The sequence below is a fragment of the Luteimonas sp. Soil_C_16 genome, from assembly GCF_057657295.1.
In genome coordinates this window covers 307,340-329,948 of record NZ_JBDGIS010000002.1, presented here as the reverse complement: position 1 = coordinate 329,948, position 22,609 = coordinate 307,340, and the positions used below count along the sequence as shown (strand labels likewise).

General features: G+C 68.9%; 31 protein-coding genes. 17 read left to right on the top strand and 14 right to left on the bottom strand.

Annotated elements, in window-relative coordinates; translation table 11 throughout:
* Positions 1-11 precede the first annotated feature (11 nt).
* Positions 12-1,076 carry an SDR family oxidoreductase gene (locus AC3A5T_RS05300; protein WP_487627866.1) on the top strand — a complete coding sequence of 355 codons (1,065 nt, stop codon included), beginning with the start codon at positions 12-14 and terminating at the stop codon, positions 1,074-1,076.
* Positions 1,077-1,147: 71 nt separating this feature from the next.
* Positions 1,148-1,291 carry a hypothetical protein gene (locus AC3A5T_RS05295; RefSeq protein WP_332079385.1) on the top strand — a complete coding sequence of 48 codons (144 nt, stop codon included), beginning with the start codon at positions 1,148-1,150 and terminating at the stop codon, positions 1,289-1,291.
* Between the two features lie 287 nt (positions 1,292-1,578).
* Here AC3A5T_RS05295 and AC3A5T_RS05290 read toward each other — a convergent pair whose 3' ends face one another.
* Both AC3A5T_RS05290 and AC3A5T_RS05285 read right to left on the bottom strand, forming a co-directional pair.
* Positions 1,579-1,977 carry a response regulator gene (locus tag AC3A5T_RS05290; RefSeq protein WP_487627666.1) on the bottom strand — a complete coding sequence of 133 codons (399 nt, stop codon included), beginning with the start codon at positions 1,975-1,977 and terminating at the stop codon, positions 1,579-1,581.
* Positions 1,974-3,011: a sensor histidine kinase gene (locus AC3A5T_RS05285; protein WP_487627665.1), complete on the bottom strand. Its 1,038-nt coding sequence runs from the start codon at positions 3,009-3,011 to the stop codon at positions 1,974-1,976. The genes AC3A5T_RS05290 and AC3A5T_RS05285 overlap by 4 nt, the downstream gene beginning before the upstream one ends.
* Before the next feature lie 178 nt (positions 3,012-3,189).
* Between AC3A5T_RS05285 and AC3A5T_RS05280 the strand changes: the two genes are divergently transcribed.
* Entirely contained in the window at positions 3,190-3,435 is a 246-nt protein-coding gene (locus AC3A5T_RS05280) for a hypothetical protein (protein ID WP_487627664.1), read from the top strand.
* A gap of 6 nt (positions 3,436-3,441) precedes the next feature.
* On the opposite strand, the gene AC3A5T_RS05275 is transcribed toward AC3A5T_RS05280, so the two are convergent.
* Positions 3,442-4,245, bottom strand: a complete 804-nt coding sequence (locus AC3A5T_RS05275) for an EAL domain-containing protein (RefSeq protein WP_487627663.1) — start codon at positions 4,243-4,245, stop codon at positions 3,442-3,444.
* Between the two features lie 174 nt (positions 4,246-4,419).
* Complete coding sequence (locus tag AC3A5T_RS05270) at positions 4,420-4,653, bottom strand: hypothetical protein (RefSeq protein ID WP_487627662.1); 234 nt, start codon at positions 4,651-4,653, stop codon at positions 4,420-4,422.
* A 252-nt stretch (positions 4,654-4,905) separates the two neighbouring features.
* On the opposite strand from AC3A5T_RS05270, the gene alaE reads away from it, so the two are divergent.
* The 4 genes from alaE to AC3A5T_RS05250 all read left to right on the top strand — a co-directional run bounded on the left by alaE (position 4,906) and on the right by AC3A5T_RS05250 (position 6,917).
* Entirely contained in the window at positions 4,906-5,361 is a 456-nt protein-coding gene (gene alaE / locus AC3A5T_RS05265; protein ID WP_487627661.1) for an L-alanine exporter AlaE, read from the top strand.
* A gap of 244 nt (positions 5,362-5,605) precedes the next feature.
* Positions 5,606-5,728, top strand: coding sequence for a hypothetical protein (locus AC3A5T_RS05260; protein ID WP_487627660.1), 123 nt, complete (start codon positions 5,606-5,608; stop codon positions 5,726-5,728).
* Positions 5,725-6,564: a polysaccharide deacetylase family protein gene (locus tag AC3A5T_RS05255; RefSeq protein WP_487627659.1), complete on the top strand. Its 840-nt coding sequence runs from the start codon at positions 5,725-5,727 to the stop codon at positions 6,562-6,564. The genes AC3A5T_RS05260 and AC3A5T_RS05255 overlap by 4 nt, the downstream gene beginning before the upstream one ends.
* Positions 6,561-6,917, top strand: coding sequence for a low molecular weight protein tyrosine phosphatase family protein (locus tag AC3A5T_RS05250; protein ID WP_487627658.1), 357 nt, complete (start codon positions 6,561-6,563; stop codon positions 6,915-6,917). Before AC3A5T_RS05255 ends, AC3A5T_RS05250 begins: the two co-directional genes overlap by 4 nt.
* Before the next feature lie 30 nt (positions 6,918-6,947).
* On the opposite strand, the gene AC3A5T_RS05245 is transcribed toward AC3A5T_RS05250, so the two are convergent.
* The 4 genes from AC3A5T_RS05245 to AC3A5T_RS05230 form a co-directional block, all read right to left on the bottom strand.
* Positions 6,948-8,141 carry a sensor histidine kinase gene (locus AC3A5T_RS05245; protein ID WP_487627657.1) on the bottom strand — a complete coding sequence of 398 codons (1,194 nt, stop codon included), beginning with the start codon at positions 8,139-8,141 and terminating at the stop codon, positions 6,948-6,950.
* Positions 8,142-8,214: 73 nt separating this feature from the next.
* Positions 8,215-8,451, bottom strand: coding sequence for a hypothetical protein (locus AC3A5T_RS05240; protein WP_487627656.1), 237 nt, complete (start codon positions 8,449-8,451; stop codon positions 8,215-8,217).
* Positions 8,452-8,536: 85 nt separating this feature from the next.
* On the bottom strand, positions 8,537-9,277 hold the full coding sequence (locus tag AC3A5T_RS05235) for a GAF domain-containing protein (protein ID WP_487627655.1): 741 nt from the start codon (positions 9,275-9,277) through the stop codon (positions 8,537-8,539).
* Positions 9,278-9,383: 106 nt separating this feature from the next.
* Complete coding sequence (locus AC3A5T_RS05230; RefSeq protein WP_487627654.1) at positions 9,384-9,743, bottom strand: GFA family protein; 360 nt, start codon at positions 9,741-9,743, stop codon at positions 9,384-9,386.
* A gap of 206 nt (positions 9,744-9,949) precedes the next feature.
* Here AC3A5T_RS05230 and AC3A5T_RS05225 point away from each other — a divergent pair, with 206 nt between their 5' ends.
* Together AC3A5T_RS05225 and AC3A5T_RS05220 are read left to right on the top strand one after the other, a co-directional pair.
* Entirely contained in the window at positions 9,950-11,125 is a 1,176-nt protein-coding gene (locus AC3A5T_RS05225; RefSeq protein ID WP_487627653.1) for a GAF domain-containing sensor histidine kinase, read from the top strand.
* A 123-nt stretch (positions 11,126-11,248) separates the two neighbouring features.
* Positions 11,249-12,571 (top strand): glycoside hydrolase family 2 TIM barrel-domain containing protein, encoded by a 1,323-nt coding sequence (locus AC3A5T_RS05220; RefSeq protein WP_487627652.1) that lies wholly within the window; start codon positions 11,249-11,251, stop codon positions 12,569-12,571.
* A gap of 22 nt (positions 12,572-12,593) precedes the next feature.
* Here the strand turns inward: AC3A5T_RS05220 and AC3A5T_RS05215 are convergent, their stop codons facing one another.
* On the bottom strand, positions 12,594-13,760 hold the full coding sequence (locus AC3A5T_RS05215; protein ID WP_487627651.1) for a PQQ-dependent sugar dehydrogenase: 1,167 nt from the start codon (positions 13,758-13,760) through the stop codon (positions 12,594-12,596).
* 74 nt (positions 13,761-13,834) lie between these two features.
* On the opposite strand from AC3A5T_RS05215, the gene AC3A5T_RS05210 reads away from it, so the two are divergent.
* Complete coding sequence (locus AC3A5T_RS05210) at positions 13,835-14,305, top strand: hypothetical protein (RefSeq protein ID WP_487627650.1); 471 nt, start codon at positions 13,835-13,837, stop codon at positions 14,303-14,305.
* Positions 14,306-14,325: 20 nt separating this feature from the next.
* Here the strand turns inward: AC3A5T_RS05210 and AC3A5T_RS05205 are convergent, their stop codons facing one another.
* Entirely contained in the window at positions 14,326-14,709 is a 384-nt protein-coding gene (locus tag AC3A5T_RS05205; protein WP_487627649.1) for a VOC family protein, read from the bottom strand.
* 202 nt (positions 14,710-14,911) lie between these two features.
* Between AC3A5T_RS05205 and AC3A5T_RS05200 the strand changes: the two genes are divergently transcribed.
* Positions 14,912-15,076 (top strand): hypothetical protein, encoded by a 165-nt coding sequence (locus tag AC3A5T_RS05200; RefSeq protein WP_487627648.1) that lies wholly within the window; start codon positions 14,912-14,914, stop codon positions 15,074-15,076.
* 68 nt (positions 15,077-15,144) lie between these two features.
* Here AC3A5T_RS05200 and AC3A5T_RS05195 read toward each other — a convergent pair whose 3' ends face one another.
* Entirely contained in the window at positions 15,145-15,855 is a 711-nt protein-coding gene (locus tag AC3A5T_RS05195; protein ID WP_232134207.1) for a response regulator transcription factor, read from the bottom strand.
* 192 nt (positions 15,856-16,047) lie between these two features.
* Here AC3A5T_RS05195 and AC3A5T_RS05190 point away from each other — a divergent pair, with 192 nt between their 5' ends.
* Positions 16,048-16,482 (top strand): VOC family protein, encoded by a 435-nt coding sequence (locus tag AC3A5T_RS05190; protein WP_487627647.1) that lies wholly within the window; start codon positions 16,048-16,050, stop codon positions 16,480-16,482.
* Positions 16,483-16,503: 21 nt separating this feature from the next.
* Here AC3A5T_RS05190 and AC3A5T_RS05185 read toward each other — a convergent pair whose 3' ends face one another.
* Positions 16,504-18,117, bottom strand: a complete 1,614-nt coding sequence (locus tag AC3A5T_RS05185; RefSeq protein ID WP_487627646.1) for a sensor domain-containing diguanylate cyclase — start codon at positions 18,115-18,117, stop codon at positions 16,504-16,506.
* Between the two features lie 189 nt (positions 18,118-18,306).
* Here AC3A5T_RS05185 and AC3A5T_RS05180 point away from each other — a divergent pair, with 189 nt between their 5' ends.
* The 3 genes from AC3A5T_RS05180 (at position 18,307) to AC3A5T_RS05170 (ending at position 19,907) form a co-directional block, all read left to right on the top strand.
* Positions 18,307-18,630 carry a DUF6122 family protein gene (locus AC3A5T_RS05180; protein WP_332079410.1) on the top strand — a complete coding sequence of 108 codons (324 nt, stop codon included), beginning with the start codon at positions 18,307-18,309 and terminating at the stop codon, positions 18,628-18,630.
* Positions 18,620-19,267 carry an NAD(P)H-binding protein gene (locus AC3A5T_RS05175; protein WP_487627645.1) on the top strand — a complete coding sequence of 216 codons (648 nt, stop codon included), beginning with the start codon at positions 18,620-18,622 and terminating at the stop codon, positions 19,265-19,267. The genes AC3A5T_RS05180 and AC3A5T_RS05175 overlap by 11 nt, the downstream gene beginning before the upstream one ends.
* Positions 19,268-19,355: 88 nt before the next feature.
* On the top strand, positions 19,356-19,907 hold the full coding sequence (locus tag AC3A5T_RS05170; RefSeq protein ID WP_487627644.1) for a hypothetical protein: 552 nt from the start codon (positions 19,356-19,358) through the stop codon (positions 19,905-19,907).
* Between the two features lie 34 nt (positions 19,908-19,941).
* Here the strand turns inward: AC3A5T_RS05170 and AC3A5T_RS05165 are convergent, their stop codons facing one another.
* Positions 19,942-21,093 (bottom strand): acetyltransferase domain-containing protein, encoded by a 1,152-nt coding sequence (locus AC3A5T_RS05165; RefSeq protein WP_487627865.1) that lies wholly within the window; start codon positions 21,091-21,093, stop codon positions 19,942-19,944.
* A 186-nt stretch (positions 21,094-21,279) separates the two neighbouring features.
* On the opposite strand from AC3A5T_RS05165, the gene AC3A5T_RS05160 reads away from it, so the two are divergent.
* Both AC3A5T_RS05160 and AC3A5T_RS05155 read left to right on the top strand, forming a co-directional pair.
* Positions 21,280-21,678 carry a host attachment family protein gene (locus tag AC3A5T_RS05160; RefSeq protein WP_332079714.1) on the top strand — a complete coding sequence of 133 codons (399 nt, stop codon included), beginning with the start codon at positions 21,280-21,282 and terminating at the stop codon, positions 21,676-21,678.
* A complete protein-coding gene (locus AC3A5T_RS05155) occupies positions 21,678-22,001 on the top strand; it encodes a thioredoxin family protein (protein WP_487627643.1) in 324 nt (107 codons plus the stop codon). The genes AC3A5T_RS05160 and AC3A5T_RS05155 overlap by 1 nt, the downstream gene beginning before the upstream one ends.
* Here the strand turns inward: AC3A5T_RS05155 and AC3A5T_RS05150 are convergent.
* A complete protein-coding gene (locus AC3A5T_RS05150; protein WP_487627864.1) occupies positions 21,998-22,597 on the bottom strand; it encodes a DNA-3-methyladenine glycosylase in 600 nt (199 codons plus the stop codon). The two genes, AC3A5T_RS05155 and AC3A5T_RS05150, sit on opposite strands and share 4 nt — an antisense overlap.
* Positions 22,598-22,609 lie beyond the last annotated feature (12 nt).

The following is a 22,609-nucleotide window of genomic DNA, read 5'->3' as shown; positions in this document are numbered from 1 at the left end:
AGGCGGGACAGATGACGCAGCAGGCACTGGTGGTGGGCGCGACGGGCATCGTGGGCAGCGCGCTGGCGAAACAGCTGCTGGCAGCGGGCTGGGACGTGCATGGACTGGCGCGACGGCCGGAGGCATTGCCGCCGGGCGTGCAGGGCGTGGCGGCGGATCTGTTCGATGCGCAGGGTACGCGCGCGGCGCTGGCGGGTCTCGCCCCCAGCCATGTGTTCATCACCACCTGGTCGCGGCAGGTGAACGAGGCGGAGAACATCCGCGTCAACGCGGCAATGGTGCGCAACCTGCTCGATGCGCTGCAGCCGGCGGGTTCGGTGCGGCACGTCGCGCTGGTGACCGGGCTGAAGCATTACCTCGGTCCGTTCGAAGCGTACGCAAGAGGCGCGCTGCCGCAGACGCCGTTCCGCGAGGAACAACCGCGGCTCGACGTCGAGAATTTCTATTACGCGCAGGAAGACGAGGTGTTCGCCGCCGCTGCGCGCGACGGCTTCCATTGGAGCGTGCATCGTCCGCACACGGTGATCGGCGCGGCCGTCGGCAATGCGATGAACATGGGCACGACGCTCGCCGTCCATGCCTCGCTGTGCAAGGCGACCGGCCGGCCGTTCCGCTTCCCGGGTTCCACCGCGCAGTGGGAAGGCCTGACCGACATGACCGATGCACGCCAGCTGGCCAAGCATCTGCTGTGGGCCGCGACCACGCCGGCCGCGGCCGATGAAGCCTTCAACGTGGTCAACGGCGACGTGTTCCGCTGGCGCTGGATGTGGGGCCGCATCGCCGAGTGGTTCGAGCTCGAGCCCGCGCCGTTCGACGGCACGGTGCAGCCGCTGGAAATGCAGATGGCGGACGATGCCGACGCGTGGACGCAGCTCGCGGTTGCCCACGGTCTGATCGAAGCCGACATCCACCGCCTGATTTCGCCCTGGCATACCGATGCCGATCTGGGCCGGCCGCTGGAAGTCGTCACCGACATGTCCAAGAGCCGCCGCATGGGCTTTCTGGACTACCAGCCCAGTGACGATGCGTTCTTCGATCTGTTCGCGAAGCTGCGCGCGCAGCGGCTGATTCCCTAGACAGGCGCCGCGCATCACGGCTGGCTGATCCGCCCGGGCGCAGGGTGATCGCCCGACCACGGAGATCCGCTATGAGCATCCCGCAGACACCCGACAGCATGAAGAAGTCGCAGCAGGACAAGGCGCCACCGCAAACGCCCGGGAAGGAGGCGCCGTCGAAGCTGTCGAGCGACGAAGCCGGCGATCGCGCCGAAGAACGTCAGGGCGGGCACTGAGCCGGTTCGCGGAGACATCGCATGGACGACACGCCCTACCGCCCGATCAGCTGCGACTTCCACGACCTGCTGGAGGCCGCGGCAACGCGGCGTTCGGTGGTGACGCTGGAGGTCCGTGATGCCGCCGATGCGATCGAGCGCGTGCAGGCGCCATCGGTGACATCGTCACCCGGCCCGATGGCGAATACGTATTGCTCGACAGCGGCAGGCCTGTGCGGCTCGATCGCATCGTGTCGATCGACGGTGCGCGTCTTGCGGATTACCCGGACTAGCGCGGCACGTTCGCGTCAGGCGCCAGCGCCCGACTGGCGTGCACGCGCGGCGTCGACCATCCGGCCGCCGCTCGCGAGGGCCTTCTGCAGCGCATCGGCGCCGTAGGGCTTCTGCAGGATGTAGTGGTCGCGCAGCCGCTCGGGCACGCCGGCAGCGCCGTAGCCGGTCATGAAGATGTAGGGAACGCCGCGTGCGTCGAGTGCGTCGGCGATCGGAAAACTCTGTTCGCCGCCGAGGTTGATGTCGAGTATCGCGAAGTCGAAGTCGCGGGCATCGATGATGCGCAGCGCCTGGGCGACGTTGGACGCCACCGCCGGCGGCGCGTAGCCCAGATCGCCGAGAAAATCCTCCAGCAGCATCGCCAGGATCGATTCGTCCTCGACGATGAGGATCGCGGCATCGGTGCCGATCATCGGGCTTCCGTTTCCAGTTCGGCTTCGGTCAGCGTCTCGGTCGGTGCGGATTCGAGCGGTGCGGTCGCGCGGAACACCACGCCCTCGGGCGCGTAGGCGAGCTCGACGTCGCCGCCCAGATCGTTGCGCAGGCCGCGTTCGAGCAGTCGCGAGCCGAACCCCCGGCGCGTCGGTGCCTGCACGACGGGGCCGCCGCACTCGCGCCACGTGAACTCCATCGCGGCGCCTTCGCCGGGATGCGTGCAGTCCCAGTGGATGTGCACTTCGCCCTCGTCGCGCGACAGCGCGCCGTATTTCACCGCATTCGTCGCCAGCTCGTGCAGCGCCATGGCGAGGGCGAGCGCGCGCTGCGGATTCACGCGGCAGGGCGGGCCCGACAATTCGAAGCGCTGGCCCACTTCCGCCTCGTAGGGTGCGATGGCGCCTTCGACAATGTCCTGGATGTCGGCGCTGTGCCAGTTCTCGCGCGTGAGCACATCGTGCGCCCGCGACAGTGCGAACAGGCGCGATTCGATGCGCGTGCCACCGTCGTCGAGATCCTGCGCGGTGCCCAGGGTCTGGCGCACCAGCGACTGCACGGTGGACAGGGTGTTCTTGACCCGGTGGTTCAGCTCGTTGACCAGCAGTTCGAGGTGTTCCTCGTGCACGCGCCGGTCGGTCACATCGCGAGTGCTGCCGGCGACCGCCTCGACCTTGCCATCGGCGCCGATCACCGGAGTGAAGATGTAGTCGTAGATCCGTGTGCCTTTCGCGTGGTGCTGGAAGGGCACGTCGCCGCGGATCGGTGCGCGGGTGGCGATGACGCGGTCGATCTCTTCGTCGTGCATCGCCGCGTGCCAGGGCTCGTAGCCGATTTCCAGACAGGTCTTGCCGGCCGCGTCTTCCCAGCGCATCCCCCACATCGCCAGCAGCGCATCGTTCGCGTAGACGAACCGGTGCTGCAGATCGAACACGTAGAGGAGATCGGGCGTGGCCTGCAGCAGCGCTTCATAGGCGCGCAAGGTGGCAGGGTCACGCGGCTGGGCAAGTTGCACGGCACGGGCTCGCGAGGCGGTGGCCGACTCTAGCACCGGGGTTTGTGGGCATTCCGTCATGACGGCCCCGCAATCTGAATGCTCGCCCGACGCAGGTCAGACCGGGTCGCGCGGGTGAAGGCGACGCTGCAGGGCGCCCGCGTACGCTGCAGGCCCGCCACCCGGCCGAGCGCATGCCATGGACACAGAAGGCCGTTACGCCATCACCGCACGGGTCACGCCCACGGCCGACAAGCCCGGGAAGTGGACCTCGCAAGGCGAACTGCACGTGGCCGGATCGGATGCGCCCATCGACACGGTGCTGGCAGGCGACAGCTTCGAAACGCCGCAGGTGGCCGAGGTCGCCGCGATCGAGGCCGCCCGGCAGGTCGCGTCGACGCGCGACGACGCGCCCGGTGACGCGATCGCCGTCGATTCCGCCTGAAGGCGCTCAGGTGCCCGGCGATCGCTCGAGCTGGTCCCAGAGCGCGTCGGGGACGGTGTCGAGGCGTTCCAGTTGCGGTTTGCCGAACAGGTAACCCTGGAACAGCGGCACGCCGAGCGCGCGCAGACACCGGTATTCGGCCTCGGTTTCCACACCTTCCGCGAGCAGCGTGCAGCCGATCGCATCGGCGATCTGCACGAGGCCGCGTGCGATCGAGGTGCGCACCGGATCGGTGTCGACATTGCGGATCAGCGCGATGTCGAGCTTGATCAGATCGGGCTGGAAATCCGCCAGCAGGTTCAGGCCCGCGTAGCCGGCGCCGAAGTCGTCGATGGCGGTGAGAAAGCCGCGATTGCGGTAGTCGCGGAAGATCCGCGTGAGATGCGCGTGGTCGCGGACCTGCTCCGATTCCGCGGTCTCGAAGATCAACCGGTCGGTAGGGAAGCCGAACATCTGCGCCGCGGTCAGCGTCAGGCGGATGCAGGTCGCCGGCTCGTAGACCGCATTGGGAAAGAAGTTGATCGACAGCCGCTGCTGCAGACCGAGCCGCGCCGCGGTTTCGATGGCCTTCACCCGGCAGGTCTGGTCGAAGCGGTAGAGCTGCGCCGGCGTGACCCGCGCGATGACTTCGGCCGCGCCGCCGCCGTCTCCGGTGCGGACCAGCGCTTCGTATCCGAAGATCGAGTGGTCGCGCGCATCGACGATCGGCTGGAACGCCATGCGGACTTCGAAATCGAGCGTGTCATCACCGCCACAGCCGCTGCAGGGATGCGGGGACGGCGCGGCGCCGAAGAATTTCTCGAGATACATGCCAGGTTCCAGCGGAAGGAGCGCCGCACGCAGGATGCACCGCGGACGCACTCCATCCTACGACCGGGCTGCGCGCCGATGTGCGCGCTGGCGCACTTTGCGCGTCGATCGACGCTCGTATCGGAGGTCATGCAGTCCCGGGGGCGATGCGTGCGTCGCGCCCGAGGCCGTGGATCAGTTCGGATGCGGCAGGACGCACTCGTCGGGCACACGATGCTTGGTCGCCAGAGCGTGCAGTGCCTGGTTGATCCAGTCGCGCTCGTCCGCCGGTGCGCTCTCGCGCAGGCGCACCGCCATGTTCGCGAGTGCGGCGATCTTCTTCAGGCGGTCGCCCTCGGAATCGCCGTAGTTGCACAGGCTGACGTCGAGGTCCTGCAGCGCGGCGGTCGTGGCGTCGTTGATGGGCATGGGCTGTGCATCCGGAGGGATGCGCAACTGTAGAGCGGGCGCGTGCACGGTATGTCACGGTTGCAGGCGGCTGTTCTGCGCGATGCTGCGGATTCCGCTGCGAATACCGGTTTCGGCATGCGCAAGGCGTCGACGTGAAACGGGATCGCGTCCACCCAATGTCACACTGCAACGCCGCGGCACCGGACGCGGCGCACGGCTGCCACGGTCCGTTGGCGCCGGTTCCTGCCACGATCTGCACGGCCGTCTCCCATGACCCCCACACAACCGACACGCACGCGCGCGTTCCTCGCCGACACCACTGCGCTGTTGCTGTTCTTCACCGTGACCGGTGCACTCAACGAACGCTTCGTCTCCGGCATGTCCTGGGACGAAGTGCTGCATGCCCGTCTGCTCGGCGCGGCCTTGATGATTCCGGTGGCGCGACCCTATGGCGTGTGGCGTGACTGGCTGATGCGACGCGCTGGCCCGTCCCGCCTGTCGCGCACCGCGTGGGACAGCCTGGCGCTGGTGTCGTTCCAGGTGCCGATCTACGCGGCGATCATCGCGATCAGCGGTGCGTCGGGTCGTGGCCTGCTGCTCGGCGTGCTGGGTGCGACGGCGATCATGCTGGTGTCGGGGCGCCCCTACGGCGCGTTCCTCAACTGGATCAGGCGCCTGTTCGGACTGCCGCCGGGCGGCGAGAAGCCGATGAGCCTGCAGTCCTGACGGTTGCGGCGCGCCGACCCGTGCCCACGGAACGCGCTCGATCGGTCAGCGCACCGCGTCGAACGAGCGGTGCGCTGAATCGAGCGCCCGAACCGGTCTGCGCCGGGACAGCGTCAGCGACGACTGCCGCCCGCCGTGCGCGACAGCGATCACGACGTGCGCCGGACTGCGCGATGCAGGTCCCGCATGCACGGCGCGCGCGACCGGACTACGCTGCGCGGATGCGTTCTGCAGGGAACTCCGGATGAAGCCGATCCAAGTGTTCTGGTTCCACAACAGCTTCGTCGACCCGCGGATGGGCATGACGTCCAAGGACGGATCGCCCGTTTACGTGACGAACTTCATGCGTGCGGATCCAGTGCCGTGACACGCCGGTCTGCATTTGCGCTGATTCTGGCCGTGGCGTCGTGCGCGGCCGCGGCAGCGGAGCCGGCTGCGTTCGCGTGGCCCGATGGCCAGCGGGCCGCGGTGAGTCTCGCCTACGACGATGCGCTGGATTCGCAGCTCGACACGGCGATTCCCGCACTCGATCGCCGGGGATTGAAGGCCAGCTTCTACCTCACGCTGTCATCCGACACGGTGCGTACGCGCATGGACGCGTGGCGCGCGGCGGCGCGCAACGGGCACGAGCTCGGCAACCACAGCCTGTTCCACCAGTGCGCGGCGTCGAAGCCGGAGCGCACATGGGTGACGCCGCAGCACGATCTCGACGCGATGACCGTCGCGCAGATGCAGGAACAGGTGCGGCTGGCATCGACGATGCTGCAGGCGATCGACGGCGCCACGGCGCGGACGTTCACCGTGCCCTGCGGCGACACCGTGGCGCGCGATGGCGATTACGTGGCGGGACTCGCTGCGGACTTCGTGGGCATCAAGGTGATGGGCGGCGCCGTCGTACCCGACATGCGCAGCCTCGACCCGCAGGCGGTACCGGTGGAGGCGCCGGCCGATCTCGATGGCGAGGCATTGATCGCGCTGGTCGACGCGGCCGCGCGCCGCGGCACGATGGTGAACCTGACCTTCCACGGGATCGGCGCCGAGCACCTCGCCGTGTCGAGCGAGGCGCATGCGCAACTGCTCGATCATCTCGCTGCGCATCGCGACCGCTACTGGACCGCGACCTTCCGCGAGATCATGACCTGGGTGCGCCGCCAGCAGACGCAGGCCGATGCACCGGCCCGCCCCGGAATGGACGCACCTTGACCCGGCACGTCCTGTTCGTCTGCAGCCGCAACCGGCTGCGCAGCCCGACCGCCGAACAGGTGTTCGCGGACTGGCCCGGGATCGAGACCGCATCGGCCGGCCTGAGCCCGGATGCCGAAGTGCCGGTGACACCGGAACTGCTGGCCTGGGCCGATACGATCTTCGTCATGGAGCGCGTGCATCGCGCGCGTCTGGGCGAACGGTTCCGGACGCATCTGCGGCATGCGCGGGTGATCTGTCTGCAGATACCGGACGACTTCGATTTCATGGCGCCGGCGCTGGTGCGTCTGCTCCAGGCGAAGGTGTCGCCGCATCTGCCACGCGGGCCCGCCGCGTCACGGCGCGAAGACTGACGCCGCGAGCGACGTCGTGTCGCAGGAACTTCAGTCGACGATCTGCGTCGCCGGAATGCGGATGCTGTAGTCGCTGCCGATGTCGAGCGCGGTCTCGACCGACAGCCTGTAGCCCAGCACGTCACAGCTGCGCTTGGCGATACTGGTGCCGAGGCCCAGCGAGCCGTTGGGATTGAGGCCGGCGAGATCCTCGGCAACGCCGCGCGCGTCGCGGTCGTTCATGCCGCTGCGATCGCCACCGCCGCGGGCGCGCACCGAGAGCAGCAGGCCGTCGGCGTCGCGACTGCATTGCACGTACACCAGCGTCGCGCGTCGCTCCAGCGCCACGCGGACGAGGCTGCACAGCGTGCGCAGCAGCAGGGGCGCATTGGTGTGCAGCACGACGTCGGTCGCCTCGACTTCGAGCCGGGTGCCGTGCACGCGCATCGGCAACGCCATGGAGTGCGCGAGATCGTTGAACACCTGCGACAGCGCGATCGGCGCGCTGGGTTGCAGGTCCTGGTCGGCGTCTTCCGCAGTGGCTTCGGCGACCTGGCGGAAGTCGGTTTCCAGGGTGCGCGCCGCGTCCAGCGCCAGTTCCAGTAACTCTTTTTCTTCGGCGGAGTGCGTGAAACCCGCCAGTTCGCCGAGTACGGTGGTGATGGTAGTCAGCGGCCCGCGGAAGCCGCGCGTGGCGAGCACGTTGAGGCGCGAGCGATAACGGTTGGCGCGACGCGCACTCTCGAGCGCCCGTCGCAGTTCGAGCTGGATGCTGGCTTGGCGCACCGCGCCCTGCAGCAGGGCGCGTTCGTCGGCGTCGAGCACGCGCGGTCGGGTGTCGAGCACGCACAGCGCGCCGAGCGCGCGACCGGAATCCGAAAGCAGCGGCAGGCCGCTGTAAAAGCGGTACCCGGCGCGGGTGACGAACGGTTCGTCGGCGAATACCGGATGCGCCGCGAGATCGGTGACCTCGATCGGCGTGCTGTGCGCGATGACCTGGCGGCAGACGACGGTGAGATCCGGCGCGCCGTCGTCGACCGGCGCCGGTTCGGGCGCGCCTTCGAGCGCGAACCAGGCCGAGACCTGTGGATCGAAGGTCAGCTGCGCATGCGCGACGTCGAGGCTGCGCTTGAGACCGTCGAGCAGATCGTCGAAGGCATGGCGGAGCGACGTGCTGGTCACCGAGGCGACCGCGAGATCGGCGAGATTGCCCGACTGGCTGAAGAAGCGTTCGCCGGTGGCCACGACGCCCTCCCCGGGCGACTCATCCTCTGGCGTGAATCCTATGTGAAGGCGCACGGCGTTGCCAGACGTCCGCTCAATGCGCGGCCGCTGCGTCCAGGCGTTTGACGGGCAGGTGGTGACGTTCGACGAGAATCTGCAACGCGCCGAAGAACCAGGGCCGATCCACCGGCACGATCATGAACTGCAGGGCGTCCGCCACATTCGCGAATGCGGCCAGGCGGGACAGCTCGGGGGCGCCGGTGTCGGCCATGCGGACGAGCTCGCCGTCCAGGTCGTCCAGCACCGAAGTCGCGGTGTCGCGAGTGGTCAAGATGTTCTCCCGGTCAATCGGGAAACCTAGCAGCTGGCCCGGACGGCGCTCCTCACATCCGCAGCAGCGGTCTGATTCCGGGCATCTAGACGGCGGGCTGCAGATCGGGCGCCGCGCCGATGGGGAGCAGCGGCAGCGGCGGCGTGGCGGCGGCGGATCCGTCCAGCGACAGGAAGTGCGTGGCGAGCGCGTCGATGTCGGCGTGGAACGCGGCGGCCACGTGGGGGTCGAGCAGGCGGCCGGCTTCCTGGCGCAGCGGCTGCGCGTATTCCTCGAACGCTTCGAGCGCCTCGCTGCGCGTGGTGGACGCCAGCAGGATCTCGTGGCTCATCAGCCGCAACGATTCGAGCCGGCGATCCAGCAGATGCTGCAGGCCGGCCATCGCGCCGAGCGGTTCGAACGAGGCGACGAAGGCGCGGGTCAGCGCGACGACCGCCGGCGAGACCTCGATCACTTCGTAATCGAAATGGCAGACGGTGCCGAACACCACGTCGCCCGACGCCACCGGAAAACCGACGTAGGTGCGGACCACAGGACGCTTGGGATGCCCTTCCAGTCGCAGATCGCCCGAAGCGTCGGTGACCAGGAAGGCATCGCGCGACTGCTGCACGAACACGCAGTAGGTCTGGTCGATCGGGGCCGCCTGCATCGTCGGGGCGTAGGGGTCCTGCCGGTCGATGAGCACGAGGTTGCGCAGATCCGCATCACTGAAGCGGAAGAACGCGGTGAAGCGGCACCCCGAGAGCAGGTTCAGCGTCTCGAGCGCGCTGCGCAACCGGCCCTCGGCGACCAGGTCGTTGAGTTGATCGAGGGTGGTCTGCGTCATGTGCGTAGCGTAGCGCGGGACGCGGCATTCGGCAGGCCGCCGAGGCACGCGTCCTTCGCCACCGACAGCTGCGGCTCAGACGTCGCCGATGTCGCGCGCGCCGGGCTCAATCGAGATACGCGCCGCTGCCGGCGCCGTCCTTGTGCCGCAGGCGCGCGGCAGCCATCACCTCGGGCGGCAACAGGCGTGCGTTGAGTCCGCGCCGGGTCCGGCCGTCGGTGCGCGGCACCCAATGGGTCACGCAGCCGCAGGTCCGGCAGCGATGGAAGTCGACGTGGCGCCCGTTCCAGGCGTAGGTCGCGCTCAGCGACGCATCGGGCAGGGTGAGCTGGTCGGCTTCGAAGTAGGCCCACACCACGCCGTAGCGGCGGCACAGCGAGCAGTTGCACTCGGTGACCTCGGTGGGCGCGACGTCGACGGCGATCTCGATCGCGCCGCAGTGGCAGGAGGCGAGCAGGGCGCTCATCGACCGGGCGCCCGGGTCGGCGACAGGGCGCGAACGACGAAGCGGACGACGGGCATGCGGACTCCGGCCTGGGGCGGTCCGGGCGATCGTAGCTAAGCCGCGTGGTCGTGGCGTCGTGCCGTGCCGCGATCCGCACCGCGGAATGCCGGCACCACATGCCGCCCCTGCCGGACGTGGCAGAATCCGCCACCCCCTCGGAGTGCACCATGCATCAGGCCGCCGCGAAGTTGCCCGCCCACGCCGAGTCCCGGCGCCTGTCCGCGTTGCGCAGCTACGGAATCCTCGACACGCCGGCCGAGACGGTCTTCGACGACATCACCCGGATCGCCGCGGCCGTCTGCGGCACGCCGATTTCGGTGGTCAACCTGATCGATGCCGATCGCCAGTGGTTCAAGTCCGAGATCGGCCTGGGCGTGCGCGAGACGCCGCTCGACACGTCGATCTGCGCGCACGCGATCCTCGAACACGACTTTCTCGAAGTCCCCAACACCACCACCGATGCGCGCTTCGCCAGCAATCCGCTGGTGACCGGCGATCCGGGCCTGCGGTTCTACGCCGGCGCGCTGCTGAAGACGCCCGACGGCCTGCCGCTCGGCACGGTCTGCGTGCTCGACACCGTGCCGCGCGAACTTACGCCGCTGCAGATCGACACCCTGCAGGCGCTCGCGCGGCAGGTGATGGCGCAGCTCGAACTGCGGCGCATGCTGATCGAGGCGCAGGCGCTGAACCAGCATCGCGCCCGCGTGCTCGCGACCGCCGGTCACGATCTCAAGGGTCCGCTGCGCGCCGCGCTGTACGCGCTGACCAAGGCGCGTGTCGCCGATGGCGAAGAACGCGAAGCCCGGCTGGAAAGTGCCGAGCACGATCTCGCCTACATCAACCAGAAGTTCGGCGACATGATCGCCGGCGCCACCGGCAAGGGCGGCGCTGCCGCGCCGGAACTGCGCCCGACCGATCTGGCGCCGGTGCTGGGCGAAGTGGGCCGTGTGTGGAATCGTGCCGCGCGCCGCAAGCGCATCGAACTGGTGGTCGACCCGTCGCCCTGCATCGCCAGCACCAATGCCGGCCTGCTCGAAACGCTGCTCGGCAATCTCGTGTCGAACGCGATCAAGTACACGCCCGACGGCGGCCGCGTCAGCGTCGACTGCAGCGCCGGCGACGACGCGATCGAGATCGTCGTCGCCGATACCGGCATCGGCATGGACGCCACCCGTGTCGAGGATTACTTCACCGCATTCCGCCAGGCCGATGCCGCATCCGAAGGTCTCGGCATCGGTCTGTGGATCGTGCGTCAGGCGGCCGACGTGCTGGGCGCGCGCATCGACGTGCAGTCCGCACTCGGCGAAGGCACGCGGGTGTCGGTGTCGCTGCCGAAGGTCTGAGGTCTTAGCCGGGTCATTCCGCTCCGCTCTGATCCGGAGGCGCATGCTGCGCTGCGGCTCGGGCGTGCGCGGTTCCGCCGTTAGAGTGGCGCGATTGCGCCCGTCCGCGCGCTGGAGTCCGCGATGAACGGAGTGATGTCTCGCTACACATTGCGCGCGATCGCAGTGCTGGTGCTGTGCGCGAGCAGCCTGTCCGTGGCCGCTGCCGATGGCCCGGCGGTCGTCCGCATCGTCGCAACGGCGGACGGCCATCAGCTGCAGGTCGACGGCACGCCGTTCCGCATCCGCGGCGCCGGGCTGCAGGACGGCGACCAGGAAGCGCTCGCCGCACGCGGCGCGAATTCGTTCCGGACCTGGCACACCGCGGACGATGCCGCGCAGGTGCGCGCGATGCTCGATCGGGCGCAGCGCAACGGGCTCATGGTTGCGATGGGTCTGCACGTCGGCAAGGAACGGCACGGATTCGACTTCGACGATGCCGCTGCGCTCGCGGCGCAGCAGGCGCGCCTCCTCGCACAGGTGCGTGCTTACAAGGATCACCCCGCGGTGCTGATGTGGGTGGTCGGCAACGAACTGAATCTCGAAGGCCGCGATCCGCGGGTCTGGGATGCGGTCGAGGCGATCACGCGGGCGATCCACGCCGAAGATCCGAACCATCCGGTGATGACACCGCTGGCGGGATTCGACCCCTCGCTCGTGGACCTGCTGCGTACGCGCGCGCCGTCGCTGGACCTGATCGGCGTGCAGCTCTACGGCGACATCGTCGATCTGCCGCGCAAGCTCGAGGCGGCGCGCTGGGCCGGGCCCTATGTCGTCACCGAATGGGGCCCGACCGGTCACTGGGAAAGCCCGCTGACGTCCTGGGGTGCGCCGGTCGAAGACGACGCATCGCGCAAGGCGGCGCTGCTGGTCGATCGCTACACGCGCATCATCGAGGCCGATGCCGCGCAGGGACTCGGGTCCTATGTGTTCCTGTGGGGGCAGAAGCAGGAACGCACGCCGACCTGGTACGGCCTGTTCCTGTCCGGCGGTGAATCCACGCCCGGCGTCGATGCGATGCAGCAGCTGTGGACCGGGCACTGGCCGGCGAATCGTGCGCCGGCGATCTCACCGCTGCGCATCGACGCGCGTGTCGCCACCGACAGCGTGGTGCTGATGCCCGATGCCGAACATCGCGCGCAGGTGGTCGCGACCGATCCCGATGGCGATCCGCTCGTCTACCGCTGGATCGTGCGCGAAGAGAGCCGGGCGACGTCGATCGGGGGCGATCCGGAAGCGTTGCCGCCCGAGATGTCGTTGCGGCTGGCGGAACATGCGGACGGCACGCTGCGTTTCTCCGCGCCCACGACGCCGGGTGCCTACCGGTTGTTCGTCGAAGTGCGCGACGGCCAAGGCCATGCGGCCTACGCGAATTTCCCGTTCCATGTCGGGCCGCCGCCTGCGTGATGAGCCGCAGGCGCGTGCGCCGTCACTGCGCCGGCAAGATCCGCAGCACGCGCCCGCTCGCGCTGTCGGTCAGCAGATACAGCGCGCCGTCCGGTCCGCTGCGGACATCGCGGATGCGCTCGCCGAGTTCGGTAAACAGGATGTCCTGCGTGCCCGGCGTGCCGCCGGCCATCGGCACGCGTCGCACGCTGCGTTCGGCCAGCGCCGAGACGAACAGGCTGCCACGCCAGGCGGGGAACAGGGCGCCGTCGTACCAGGCCATGCCCGAGGGTGCGATCGACGGCGTCCAGTGCGTCAGCGGCGCGGTGATGCCGGGCCAGGTGCGATAGGGCGTCACGCGCGCGCCGGTGTAGTCGACGCCGTCGGTGGTGATCGGCCAGCCGTAGTTCGCGCCGGCGGTGATCGCGTTGAGTTCGTCGCCGCCCTTGGCGCCGTGCTCGTTCGAATACAGCAGGTTGCCGACGCGCACCATCGCCTGCGGATTGCGATGGCCGGTCGTATAGATTTCCGGCAGCGCACCGTCCCGGCCGACGAAGGGATTGTCGCGCGGCACGCGGCCGTCGGTGTGCACGCGGATGGTCTTGCCCAGATGCGTGTGCAGACGCTGCGCATCGGTGCGCTCGAGATTGCCGTCGCCCATCGCGGTGACCAGCGTGCCATCGGCGAGCAGCGCCATGCGGCCGCCGAAATGCTGGCCGGCGCGCTTGGCCGGTTGCGAAGTGAAGACCGGCGTGACCCCGTGGAGGCGCGTGCCGTCGAAGCGCGCGCGCACGATGCGCAGGTGGTTCGCGTCCGCGGTGCCGTGCGCGAACGACAGATAGACGAGGCCATTGTTCGCGAAGCCGGGATCGACCATGACGTCGAACAGCCCGGCCTGCCCCATCGCCAGCACCGGCGGCACGCCGCCGACCGGCGCGTCGCGCAATGCGAATGCGCCATTGCGGTCGCGTTCGATGACGCGCAGGCGACCCGCGCGTTCGGTCACCAGCATGCGACCGTCGGGCAGAAAGGCGAGCGACCACGGATGGTCGAGGCCGCCGGCGACGGTCTCCACGCGGTAATCGCGCGTATCGCCGACGGCGGTCCCGGACAGCAGCATCGACAGCAGCGCGATGCAGGCGATGCCGACGCGCGCGAACGGCCTGCACGTCACTTGCGACAACGGCGGGCAGGGGGACGCGATCGACATGCACACTCCACATTCGGCGCCGCGACTGCGGCATCATCGCGTCACATGATGCTGCATGACCCTTGCCGATGACGATGTCCCGTACGACCCGCACCGTTGGATGGGGCCGGCGCATCGCCGCGTTCCTCGCCGCCCTGCTGCTCGCCACCGCGTGGGGCAGCGTGGTGCAGACGCAGTTCAATCTGCAGGCACTGGTGGCGCTGGATGTCGACATTCCGCTGCAGGTGCGTGGCGCGACCACGCTGCAGGATCTCGCGGGTTTCGGCCCGGTCTACGCCGGCATCGTGCTGGCGGCATGGCTGCCCGCGTTTCTCGCCGCCGCCCTGCTGGTGCGCGCATGGCCGCAGGCGCGCGTGCCCGTTTACGCGCTCGCTGCCGGTGTCGGTCTGATCGCCGCGGTGCGCGTCGTCGATGCGGTCGCGCCGATGCCGGTGCTCATCGACGCGACCCGCGGCATCGGCGGTTTGCTGTCGATGGCGCTTGGCAGCCTGCTCGCCGGCGCTGCATTCGCATGGTGGACGCGGCGCCGCCGCAGTCGCCACTGATCGCCGCGCGGGACTGACGCTCAGACGGGTTCGATCAGCGCGAGGATGTTGCCCTCGCTGTCCTTGAACCACGCGGCCTTCGCGCCGCCGCCGGTGAACACCCCGTCGTCCCACGCACCGTCGTCGTCGTCGAGGTCGTAGCGTTCGAACACGACGCCGCGTGCTTCGAGTGCGCGCTTCACCGAGTGGATGTCGCGGACCTGCCAGAACGCCTGGCTGGCCTTCGACGTGCCGGCGTTCGGCGTCGGATACAGGAAGCACGCGGTGCCGCCTGCGAAGCGATAGGTCGCGCCGCCCGCGTTTTCCTCGCTGGCATGCAGCCCCAGTGTGTCTTCGTAGAAGCGGCGCGCACGCGCGACGTCGCGCGCGGGGAGATCACTGTAGAGCGGGAAGTCCTGCAGCATGGCGGTATCTCCGATGGGATATCGGTATCACGCGCCTGCAGCGGTGAAGCACACGTGGCGATCGGGCGCGGTGCGCAGACAGCTGCCTGTATCGAACACAACGGCCAGGCGGGCGTGCGTACTGAATGCCCGTTCGTCTCGAACGACTCACGAGGATCGGCGGAGGGTGCGCGTACGGCGATTCCCGCCGTTGGAGCCTCCCATGAGCAATCAGCATCAGAAGCCGCAGCAGCAGTCGCAGTCCCAGAACAACCAGGGTCAGCAGGACGGCCAGTCGCCCGGTCAGCAGGGCAACGATCGTCAAGATGATGCGACGCGTCAGCAGCCGCAGCGTCAGACGCCCGGCGGCAGCGAAGAAGAGGAATAAGCGGCGTCTCGTGCGCCGATGTACGACGCAGCGTGACGCTCCGGTGCCGGAGCGTCACGCGAAACGGATCAGGCGACCGCCTTGTCCAGATCTGCGACGCGATAGCCTGCGCCGGTGATGGTGTGCAGCAGCTGCACGTCCTGGTCGCGATCGACGGCCTTGCGCAGGTTGTAGAGATGGCTGCGCAGCGTGTCGGAATCGGGCAGCGTCAGGCCCCAGATTTCCTGTTCGATCTCGCGGCGGCTGACCACGCGCGGCGCTTCGCGCATCAGGATGGTCAGGATCTTCAGCGCGATCGGCGCGAGGTTGAGCTCGCGGCCTCCGCGCTGCACGCGCAGTGAAGCCGGGTCGAGCACGAGATCGGCGATCTGCAGCACGCTGGCACCGATCTCGCGACGGTCACGGCGGATCAATGCGCGCACGCGCGCCTCGAGTTCCTTGATGTCGAACGGCTTGGTCAGATAGTCGTCGGCACCGGCTTCCAGGCCTTCGATCTTCTCTTCCAGCGAATCGCGCGCGGTGAGCATCAGGATCGGCGTGGTGCTGCGGTGTTCGGTGCGCAGGCGGCGGCAGACTTCCAGTCCGCCCAGTCGCGGCAGCATGAGATCGAGCACGATGACGTCGAACTGGATCTCGGTTGCGAGGTTCACCGCATCGAGTCCGTCGGCCGCGTAATCGACCTCGAAGCCGCGGCTTTCGAGGAACTCGCCCACGGGTTCGGAAATGTTGCGGTTGTCCTCGACGAGCAGGATGAGACCGCCGGGACTGTGGTGCGCCATGGAACGACTCCGACTACAGGATTAAGGTTCGCGAAGCTCGCATCACGGCGGTGGAAATCCGGTGAAAACCCATGTGCGTTTCCGCACATATGGCGACCCGTTCGGGGACGTTGGGCGGGGGTTCGCGGCGTCGCCCTGGCCGTCACGTGGCAGGTGCAAGATCGGCGTTCCACCCTGCCTAGGCCTCCCGACATGGAAACCCAGCAGTTGTACCGCGGCCGTCTGATCGATCATCTGCAGCTCGTCGTCGCCGATCTCGCCGCCAGTCGTCGCTTCTACCAGGCGGTCCTCGACGTGCTCGATGTGCCGATCGGCGGCGAAGGTCCGGGCTTCTTCTGGGCCGACGAGCTGTTCGTCTCCACCCCCGACAGCGAGGCCGCCGCAGGCGTGCCGACCGGGCGCCATCATCTGGCGTTCCAGGCGCGCGACCGGGCGATGGTCGACGCCTTCCATGCCGCGGCGCTGGGTGCCGGCGGACGCGATCACGGCGCGCCGGGCGAGCGCCCGTATCACCCGGGCTACTACGCCGCGTTCGTGCTCGATCCGGACGGCAACAACATCGAAGTGGTCTTCCATGGCGAGGCCAGGCGCAGCGCGGCGTCGGTGGAGATCTCGTTCGCGGAATGACCGGCGCAGGCGCGGTGGCGGTCAGTCGACCAGGGCCGGCCGCGGCGCTTCGAGTTCGGTCCGGTCGCGGCCCGCGTGCTTGGCCGCGTACATCGCGGTGTCGGCACGCTGCAGCAGCGCATCGCCGCCGGCATCGTCGGCGCGCAGCGCGCTGATGCCGGCACTGAGCGTGACCTGCATGCCGGGCGTGTCGAGCACGACGCCGGTGCTCGACAGCATCGCGCGCAGGGTATCGACCCGCATGCGGGCGTGATCGGGATCGGCGCCGGGCAGGATCACCAGGAACTCCTCGCCGCCCATGCGCGCGACGTGGTCCGCGCTGCGGAACGCGCCACGCAGCGCGTGCGCGACGTGGCGCAGTACGCGATCGCCGCATTCGTGGCCGTAGAGATCGTTGATGCGCTTGAAATGATCCAGGTCGATGAAGGCGACCGTCAGCGGTGCGCCGCTGGTGCGTGCGCCCGCGATGCTGCGCTCGAGCTGCGCCAGTGCCGCGCGCCGATTGGGCAGGCCGGTCAGCGGATCGGTCTGCGCCAGCCGCGTCATCTCGTCGCGCTGCTGGCGCAGCACGCCCAGGCGCAGGGTCAACACCATGCTGCAGGTCAGCGCGAGCCAGCCGCCCGACAGCATGAAAGCTTCGACCTTCCACAGCGCCAGCGTCATCGGCGCGAAGGCCTCCAGTGCGGCGACGGCCAGGAACGGCAGCACACCGGCCAGCAGCGAGGCGCCACCGCCGCGTCGCCGTGCCAGCGCCGTGATCGCGACGCCGGCGAACACCAGCGCCAACAGGTAGAAGCCGACTTCCGTCGCCACCGACATCGCCGCCAGTACGACCGGCGGCAGCAGCGGCGCGCACAGTCCGGCGATGACCAGCGCCCACGCGGCCCAGCGCACGCCGCGCTCGAGCTGGGGCAGGCGACGTCGCAACCAGGATTGCCGCACCAGCGCGAGCGTGGTCACGCCGACCAGCGCGACCGCAAGCCCCACCATCGCCTCCACCGCGAAGCCGGCGATCGGCAGCCACGGACGCGGCCACGCCCACATGCCCGACAGCAGCGCCACCCAGATCGCGAAGACGCTCACCGTGGTGGCGTAGGTCAGGAACGCGCGCTCGCGCGTGGCGACGAAACTCAGCAGCGCCGACATCACCAGCGTCAACACCACCGCCAGCGACGCGACGCGGATCGCGAAGCGGCCGATGTCCGCGCGCTGCACCGGTGCCGGTTCGCCCAGCTGCACGATCGGCCGCCACAGCGGCAGGGGATTGGCGTCGTATTCGATCTCGATCGGTGCGGTGTCGCCGGCATCGGGCACCAGCACCGTGCCGACACCGGCGCGGAAGCGCGAATCGAGCGTGCGGGCGTCGGCCAGCGTGCCGCAGCGGTCGCGCTGGCCGTGGCGGATGTCGACTTCGCCCGACAGCGCATTGAGCACCACCACCGCCTGCGGATGACCGGACCAACCGCCCTCGGGCGCCGGCAACTGCAGCACCTGCCGGCCAGGACGATGCACGTGCACGCATTCGTGCTGGGCGTCGGAGACGAGCGCGGGCGCGCCGGTGACCACGGGCGCAGCCGCGCCGGGCTGCCCGCAGGCCGCCAGCATGCACACCAGTAATCCCCCCGCGATGGACATGGCCATCGCCCGCCAACCCCGCATTCGCATCATCGTTCGCGCCGGAGACACCCTGTTTCCCGGAATGGGAGCTTCGGAAAGTGTAACGGCCGCGTTCCCGATTGCTTGAGTCGTGCAGCGCCGCGGCTGGCGTGATCGTCACCGCACGCGGGTCTAAGCTGTGCGGCCTCCGTCGAACCGTCGTCGCCCATGGGTGTCCGCGCCATCCTCCACCTGCTGCTGCATGCCGCCGTGCCCGCGCTGCTGGCGTGGCTGTTCTGGCGCGAACGGTTCGGCCGGGCCTGGGCGCTGCTGATGCTCGGCTGGATCATCGACATCGACCATCTGCTGGCCGATCCGATCTATGCGCCGGGGCGTTGCAGCATCGGCTTCCATCCGCTGCACACCGCGCCGGCGATCGCGGTCTACGCGGGGCTGACGGTGCCACGGCGCACGCGCCTGTTCGGCATCGGCCTGCTGGTGCACATCGCGCTCGATGCGATCGACTGCGTGTGGATGCGTCATGTCGGCTGACGGCGCGCGCATTTTACTGGTCGGTGCCACCGGCCTCGTCGGCGGCCATGTGCTGGACAGGCTGCTGGCGGATCCACGTGTTACGCGCGTGATCGCGCCGGTGCGGCGTCCGTTGCCACGTCGCGATGCACGGCTGCAGGCGCCGGTCGTCGATTTCGATGCATTGCCCGACGATGCCGCGCTGTGGTCGGTCGATGCGGTGATCTGCACGCTCGGCACGACGATGCGCGTGGCCGGCTCGCGCGAAGCGTTCCGCCGCGTCGACCACGACTACCCGCTGGCGACCGCCGCGCTCGCGCGTCGTCATGGGGCGCAGGCCTTCGCGCTGACCTCGGCGATGGGCGCCGATGCGCAGTCGCGGTTCTTCTACAACCGGGTCAAGGGCGAACTCGAAGCCACGCTGCAGGCGCAGGTCTGGCCGTCGCTGACGTTCGTGCGTCCGGGTCTCATCGGCGGCGATCGCAACGAGGCGCGGCCTGCCGAACGCGCCGCCGCGGTCGTGCTCGGTGCGCTGGGGCCGGTGTTGCCGAAGCGCTGGCGCATCAGTCCTGCGGCGCGCATCGCCGACGCCCTCGTCGAGCACGCGCTGGCTGCCGTGCCCGTCTGCCGGGTCGTCGACGCGGCCGCATTGGCCTGAGCGCAGCCAGCACCGATTCAAGCGCGCAGTGCTAGCGTCGAACTCCGGGCCGACGCTGCCCGCCCACGAAACCGGAACAGGCCTCGCGATGCGGATCACCCCAGTGTTGTGGATCTCCCTGCTCGTCGCGCCCTGCATGGCGTACGCGGCGGAAGACGATCGCGTCGACCTGAGCCTGCCGTCGCAGCCGATGTTCACCGGCGAAGCGGCCTTCGGCGGCGGCGAGTACACCGGCCCGCGCACCGATATGCCCGCGTATCGCGGCCGCTACGGCGACGAACGGGTGCGTCGCGGCGGTTGCCCGACCGGGCCGGACGGCAGCGAACGCACCGTCACCGGCAGCGTCACCACCGGCATCGGCTATTCCTCGCGCGGCGGCAACAGCCACTTCAACGCCGCCGACATCAGTCTGTGCAAGGAAACCGTCAGCGACGCCGGCAACATCAACACGATGCAGCTCAACCTGCGCGTCGCCCAGTTCGACGGCCCCGGTTACTACGGCCGCGGCTTCGGCCCCTACGGTGGCTACGGCGGCTACTTCGACGGCTTCGGCGCGGGCTTCAATGACATCCACGGCCCGTATCCATCCGGCCGCATCCGCGGCGAATCGTGGACCGAAGGCCGTCAGCCCTGGCGCTGAGCGTGCCGGCGCGACAGTGCTGGATGTTTGAACGTCAGAGGTAACGCAGCCACGCGATGTCGCGTCGGCGCGCCTTGAGCTGCGCGAAGGCGGCCGTTGGCGGCTGCAGCACCACCGCCAGCGCGATCGAGATCGCCACCAGCGTCGCCACGCTGTCGAAGCCGAACACCGCACCTTGGTTGGTGCCCCATAGCGCCACCGCGGCCAGGTACAGCAGCTTCAGCACGTACAGGTGCAGCAGATAGAAGAACATCGGCGCGGCGCCCAGTGCGGACAGCGGCTGGAGGCGGGGCGCGAGTGCGGGCGATTCGTAGAGCCGCAGCAGCAACAGGCCGACGCCGAGGGTGAGCAGCACGAACTGCAGCGATGGCGGGTACTTGGTCACATTGAAGAACGCCATCAGCGTGCGCGTGGTGTCGGCCTGCAGTGTCCAGGCTGCGTCGCCGTAGACATTCGCCATGCGCAGCATCAGGAAGCCGCCGAGGGCGCCGAGCCCGCTCCACAGCAACAGCCCATGCCGGCGCGCGGCCGACGCCTCGCGTGCGAACCACGGGCCGGCCGCCCAGCCCAGCGCGATGACACCGATCCACGGCAGCAGCGGGTACGAGGTGCGCGCACGCATTGCGTCGTCGATCTGCAGCCAGTCGCGCTGGTGCAGCACCGCCCACAGCGTGTGCAACGGATGGTCGGCCTCCAGCCGCAGCCCATCGAGCAGGTTGTGGCCGGCGATGATCGCGATCGCCAGCGCAATCAGAACTGCACGCGGCAGCCACAGCAGCGCGGACAGCGCCAACATGCTCAGCCCGATCGCCCAGATCACCTGCAGGTACAGCGTCTGCGGCGGCAGTTCGAAGGTCCACGCGAAGTTGACCAGGGTCAGTTCGAGCACGACCAGAAACAGGCCGCGTTTGAACAGGAAGGCCGAGGCCGCGCGTCGGCCATCCGGCTGACGGCTCGCGTACAGCCAAGCCGACAGGCCGGTCAGGAATACGAACACTGGTGCGCACAGATGCGCCAGCAGGCGGCAGAAGAACAGGGCAGGCGAAGCCGTGGCCACGTCGACCGGGTCGCCCATCTGCACGTGCAGGAAGAAGGTCTCGCGCACATGGTCGAGCAGCATCAGCACCATCACGGTGCCGCGGAGCAGATCGATCGAGGACAGGCGTGCCGTCGGCGCGGCGGACAGGACGTTGGTGGACACAGCGGAACCGGAAACCGTCAATCGTTAGATTATTACATAACAAGTCTGGAGGCCTCCCGGCCCTGAACGCAACGCGGCAGCGCGAACGCCCCCATGCCGCGCTGCTCACATTTGCCTGCCTAGGCTGGCCGCAGCCGGATGACGGCGCAGACCAACAAAGTGGAGGCGAAGATGACGATGAAGATTCCGCAGGGCGCCCTGATCGTAGTGGCGGATGGCGGCTCGGCCCGCGTGTTCAGCAACACCGGTGACGAACGCAACCTGGCCCTGAAGCAGGAAGCGCTGCTGGAAGGCATGAATCTGGACGACGAAGGTCCGTCCGGTTCGATGCCGTCGGAATCCAGCGCCTCGCAGCTCGACGAGGCCACGTTCGCCAAGCAGCTGGCCAAGGGCCTCAACGACGGCGCGCTGAAGAACAAGTACGCGCATCTGGTGCTGATCGCCGATGCCAAGACGCTGGGCCGCGTGCGTCCGCTGCTGCACAAGGAAACCCAGCAGCGTCTGGTCGGCGATCTCGCCAAGGATCTGACCAACGCGCCGCTCGAAGACATCCAGCGTTCGCTGTCCTGATGACGGCCACCCGCGGCTACCGCGAAGCGGCGCCGACGCGTGATGACGTCGACACGATGCGTGGGCCGCTGGTGATCGAATTCGGGACCGACTGGTGCGGCCACTGCCAGGCCGCGCAACCGGCGATCGCCTCCGCGCTCGCCGGTCGTGAGTCCATCGCACATCTGAAGGTCGAGGACGGCAAGGGCCGTCCGCTCGGCCGCAGCTTCTCGGTGAAGCTGTGGCCCACGCTGATCGTGATGCGTGATGGCGTGGAACTCGCCCGCGTCATCCGTCCGACCGATGCGGCGGCCGTTACCGAGGCGCTGCGCGCGCTGGACTAGCGCGTCCGCGTGCGTCGGGCCTTCGGTGGTCCGCGATGTTTCGAGACATGGGGATTGCCCGGTACGCAGAAGCGCCACGGCGCGTCGATCGCACGGCGGATGCCGATACGGGTCGTGATCGAGGGGGCCGGTGGCGGCGGGGTGCCGTCGTCGCCGATCCAGATGCGCGACGTGCGCCGGGTGATGTCGAGCCCGCCATCCTCGCGTGTCACGCCCAATGCCTGCGCCAGGCGTCCCGGGCCTGACGCGAGCAATGTCGGAGTCGTCGTCCGGCGCGCCTCGGCCATGGTGTCCAGGCCCGCAAGCGGTTCGGCCGCGCGGATCAGCACGCCATGCCCGGACCGCTGTCCGCAGACGGCATTGATCGCCCAGTGCATGCCGTAGATGAAATAGACGTACAGATGACCGGCCGCGCCGAACATCACCGCATTGCGTGGTGTCGGACCGCGGAACGAGTGCGCCGCCGGATCGTCGCCGCCGCGATAGGCCTCCACTTCGACGATGCGCGCGCGGCGTCCATCGGCAGTGACGAGCACCTTGTTGAGCAGCTCGGGTGCGACGACATCCGCGTCGCGGGCATAGAAACGACGGGGCAGGGGACGCATGGA

Coding starts and splice junctions, on each gene's coding strand:
- AC3A5T_RS05300 (WP_487627866.1), top strand. CDS start 12: ATGACGCAGCAGGCACTGGTGGTGGGCGCGACGGGCATCGTGGGCAGC.
- AC3A5T_RS05295 (WP_332079385.1), top strand. CDS start 1,148: ATGAGCATCCCGCAGACACCCGACAGCATGAAGAAGTCGCAGCAGGAC.
- AC3A5T_RS05290 (WP_487627666.1), bottom strand. CDS start 1,977: ATGATCGGCACCGATGCCGCGATCCTCATCGTCGAGGACGAATCGATC.
- AC3A5T_RS05280 (WP_487627664.1), top strand. CDS start 3,190: ATGGACACAGAAGGCCGTTACGCCATCACCGCACGGGTCACGCCCACG.
- AC3A5T_RS05275 (WP_487627663.1), bottom strand. CDS start 4,245: ATGTATCTCGAGAAATTCTTCGGCGCCGCGCCGTCCCCGCATCCCTGC.
- AC3A5T_RS05270 (WP_487627662.1), bottom strand. CDS start 4,653: ATGCCCATCAACGACGCCACGACCGCCGCGCTGCAGGACCTCGACGTC.
- alaE (WP_487627661.1), top strand. CDS start 4,906: ATGACCCCCACACAACCGACACGCACGCGCGCGTTCCTCGCCGACACC.
- AC3A5T_RS05260 (WP_487627660.1), top strand. CDS start 5,606: ATGAAGCCGATCCAAGTGTTCTGGTTCCACAACAGCTTCGTCGACCCG.
- AC3A5T_RS05235 (WP_487627655.1), bottom strand. CDS start 9,277: ATGACGCAGACCACCCTCGATCAACTCAACGACCTGGTCGCCGAGGGC.
- AC3A5T_RS05230 (WP_487627654.1), bottom strand. CDS start 9,743: ATGAGCGCCCTGCTCGCCTCCTGCCACTGCGGCGCGATCGAGATCGCC.
- AC3A5T_RS05225 (WP_487627653.1), top strand. CDS start 9,950: ATGCATCAGGCCGCCGCGAAGTTGCCCGCCCACGCCGAGTCCCGGCGC.
- AC3A5T_RS05220 (WP_487627652.1), top strand. CDS start 11,249: ATGAACGGAGTGATGTCTCGCTACACATTGCGCGCGATCGCAGTGCTG.
- AC3A5T_RS05215 (WP_487627651.1), bottom strand. CDS start 13,760: ATGTCGATCGCGTCCCCCTGCCCGCCGTTGTCGCAAGTGACGTGCAGG.
- AC3A5T_RS05210 (WP_487627650.1), top strand. CDS start 13,835: ATGTCCCGTACGACCCGCACCGTTGGATGGGGCCGGCGCATCGCCGCG.
- AC3A5T_RS05205 (WP_487627649.1), bottom strand. CDS start 14,709: ATGCTGCAGGACTTCCCGCTCTACAGTGATCTCCCCGCGCGCGACGTC.
- AC3A5T_RS05200 (WP_487627648.1), top strand. CDS start 14,912: ATGAGCAATCAGCATCAGAAGCCGCAGCAGCAGTCGCAGTCCCAGAAC.
- AC3A5T_RS05195 (WP_232134207.1), bottom strand. CDS start 15,855: ATGGCGCACCACAGTCCCGGCGGTCTCATCCTGCTCGTCGAGGACAAC.
- AC3A5T_RS05190 (WP_487627647.1), top strand. CDS start 16,048: ATGGAAACCCAGCAGTTGTACCGCGGCCGTCTGATCGATCATCTGCAG.
- AC3A5T_RS05185 (WP_487627646.1), bottom strand. CDS start 18,117: ATGTCCATCGCGGGGGGATTACTGGTGTGCATGCTGGCGGCCTGCGGG.
- AC3A5T_RS05180 (WP_332079410.1), top strand. CDS start 18,307: ATGGGTGTCCGCGCCATCCTCCACCTGCTGCTGCATGCCGCCGTGCCC.
- AC3A5T_RS05175 (WP_487627645.1), top strand. CDS start 18,620: ATGTCGGCTGACGGCGCGCGCATTTTACTGGTCGGTGCCACCGGCCTC.
- AC3A5T_RS05170 (WP_487627644.1), top strand. CDS start 19,356: ATGCGGATCACCCCAGTGTTGTGGATCTCCCTGCTCGTCGCGCCCTGC.
- AC3A5T_RS05160 (WP_332079714.1), top strand. CDS start 21,280: ATGACGATGAAGATTCCGCAGGGCGCCCTGATCGTAGTGGCGGATGGC.
- AC3A5T_RS05155 (WP_487627643.1), top strand. CDS start 21,678: ATGACGGCCACCCGCGGCTACCGCGAAGCGGCGCCGACGCGTGATGAC.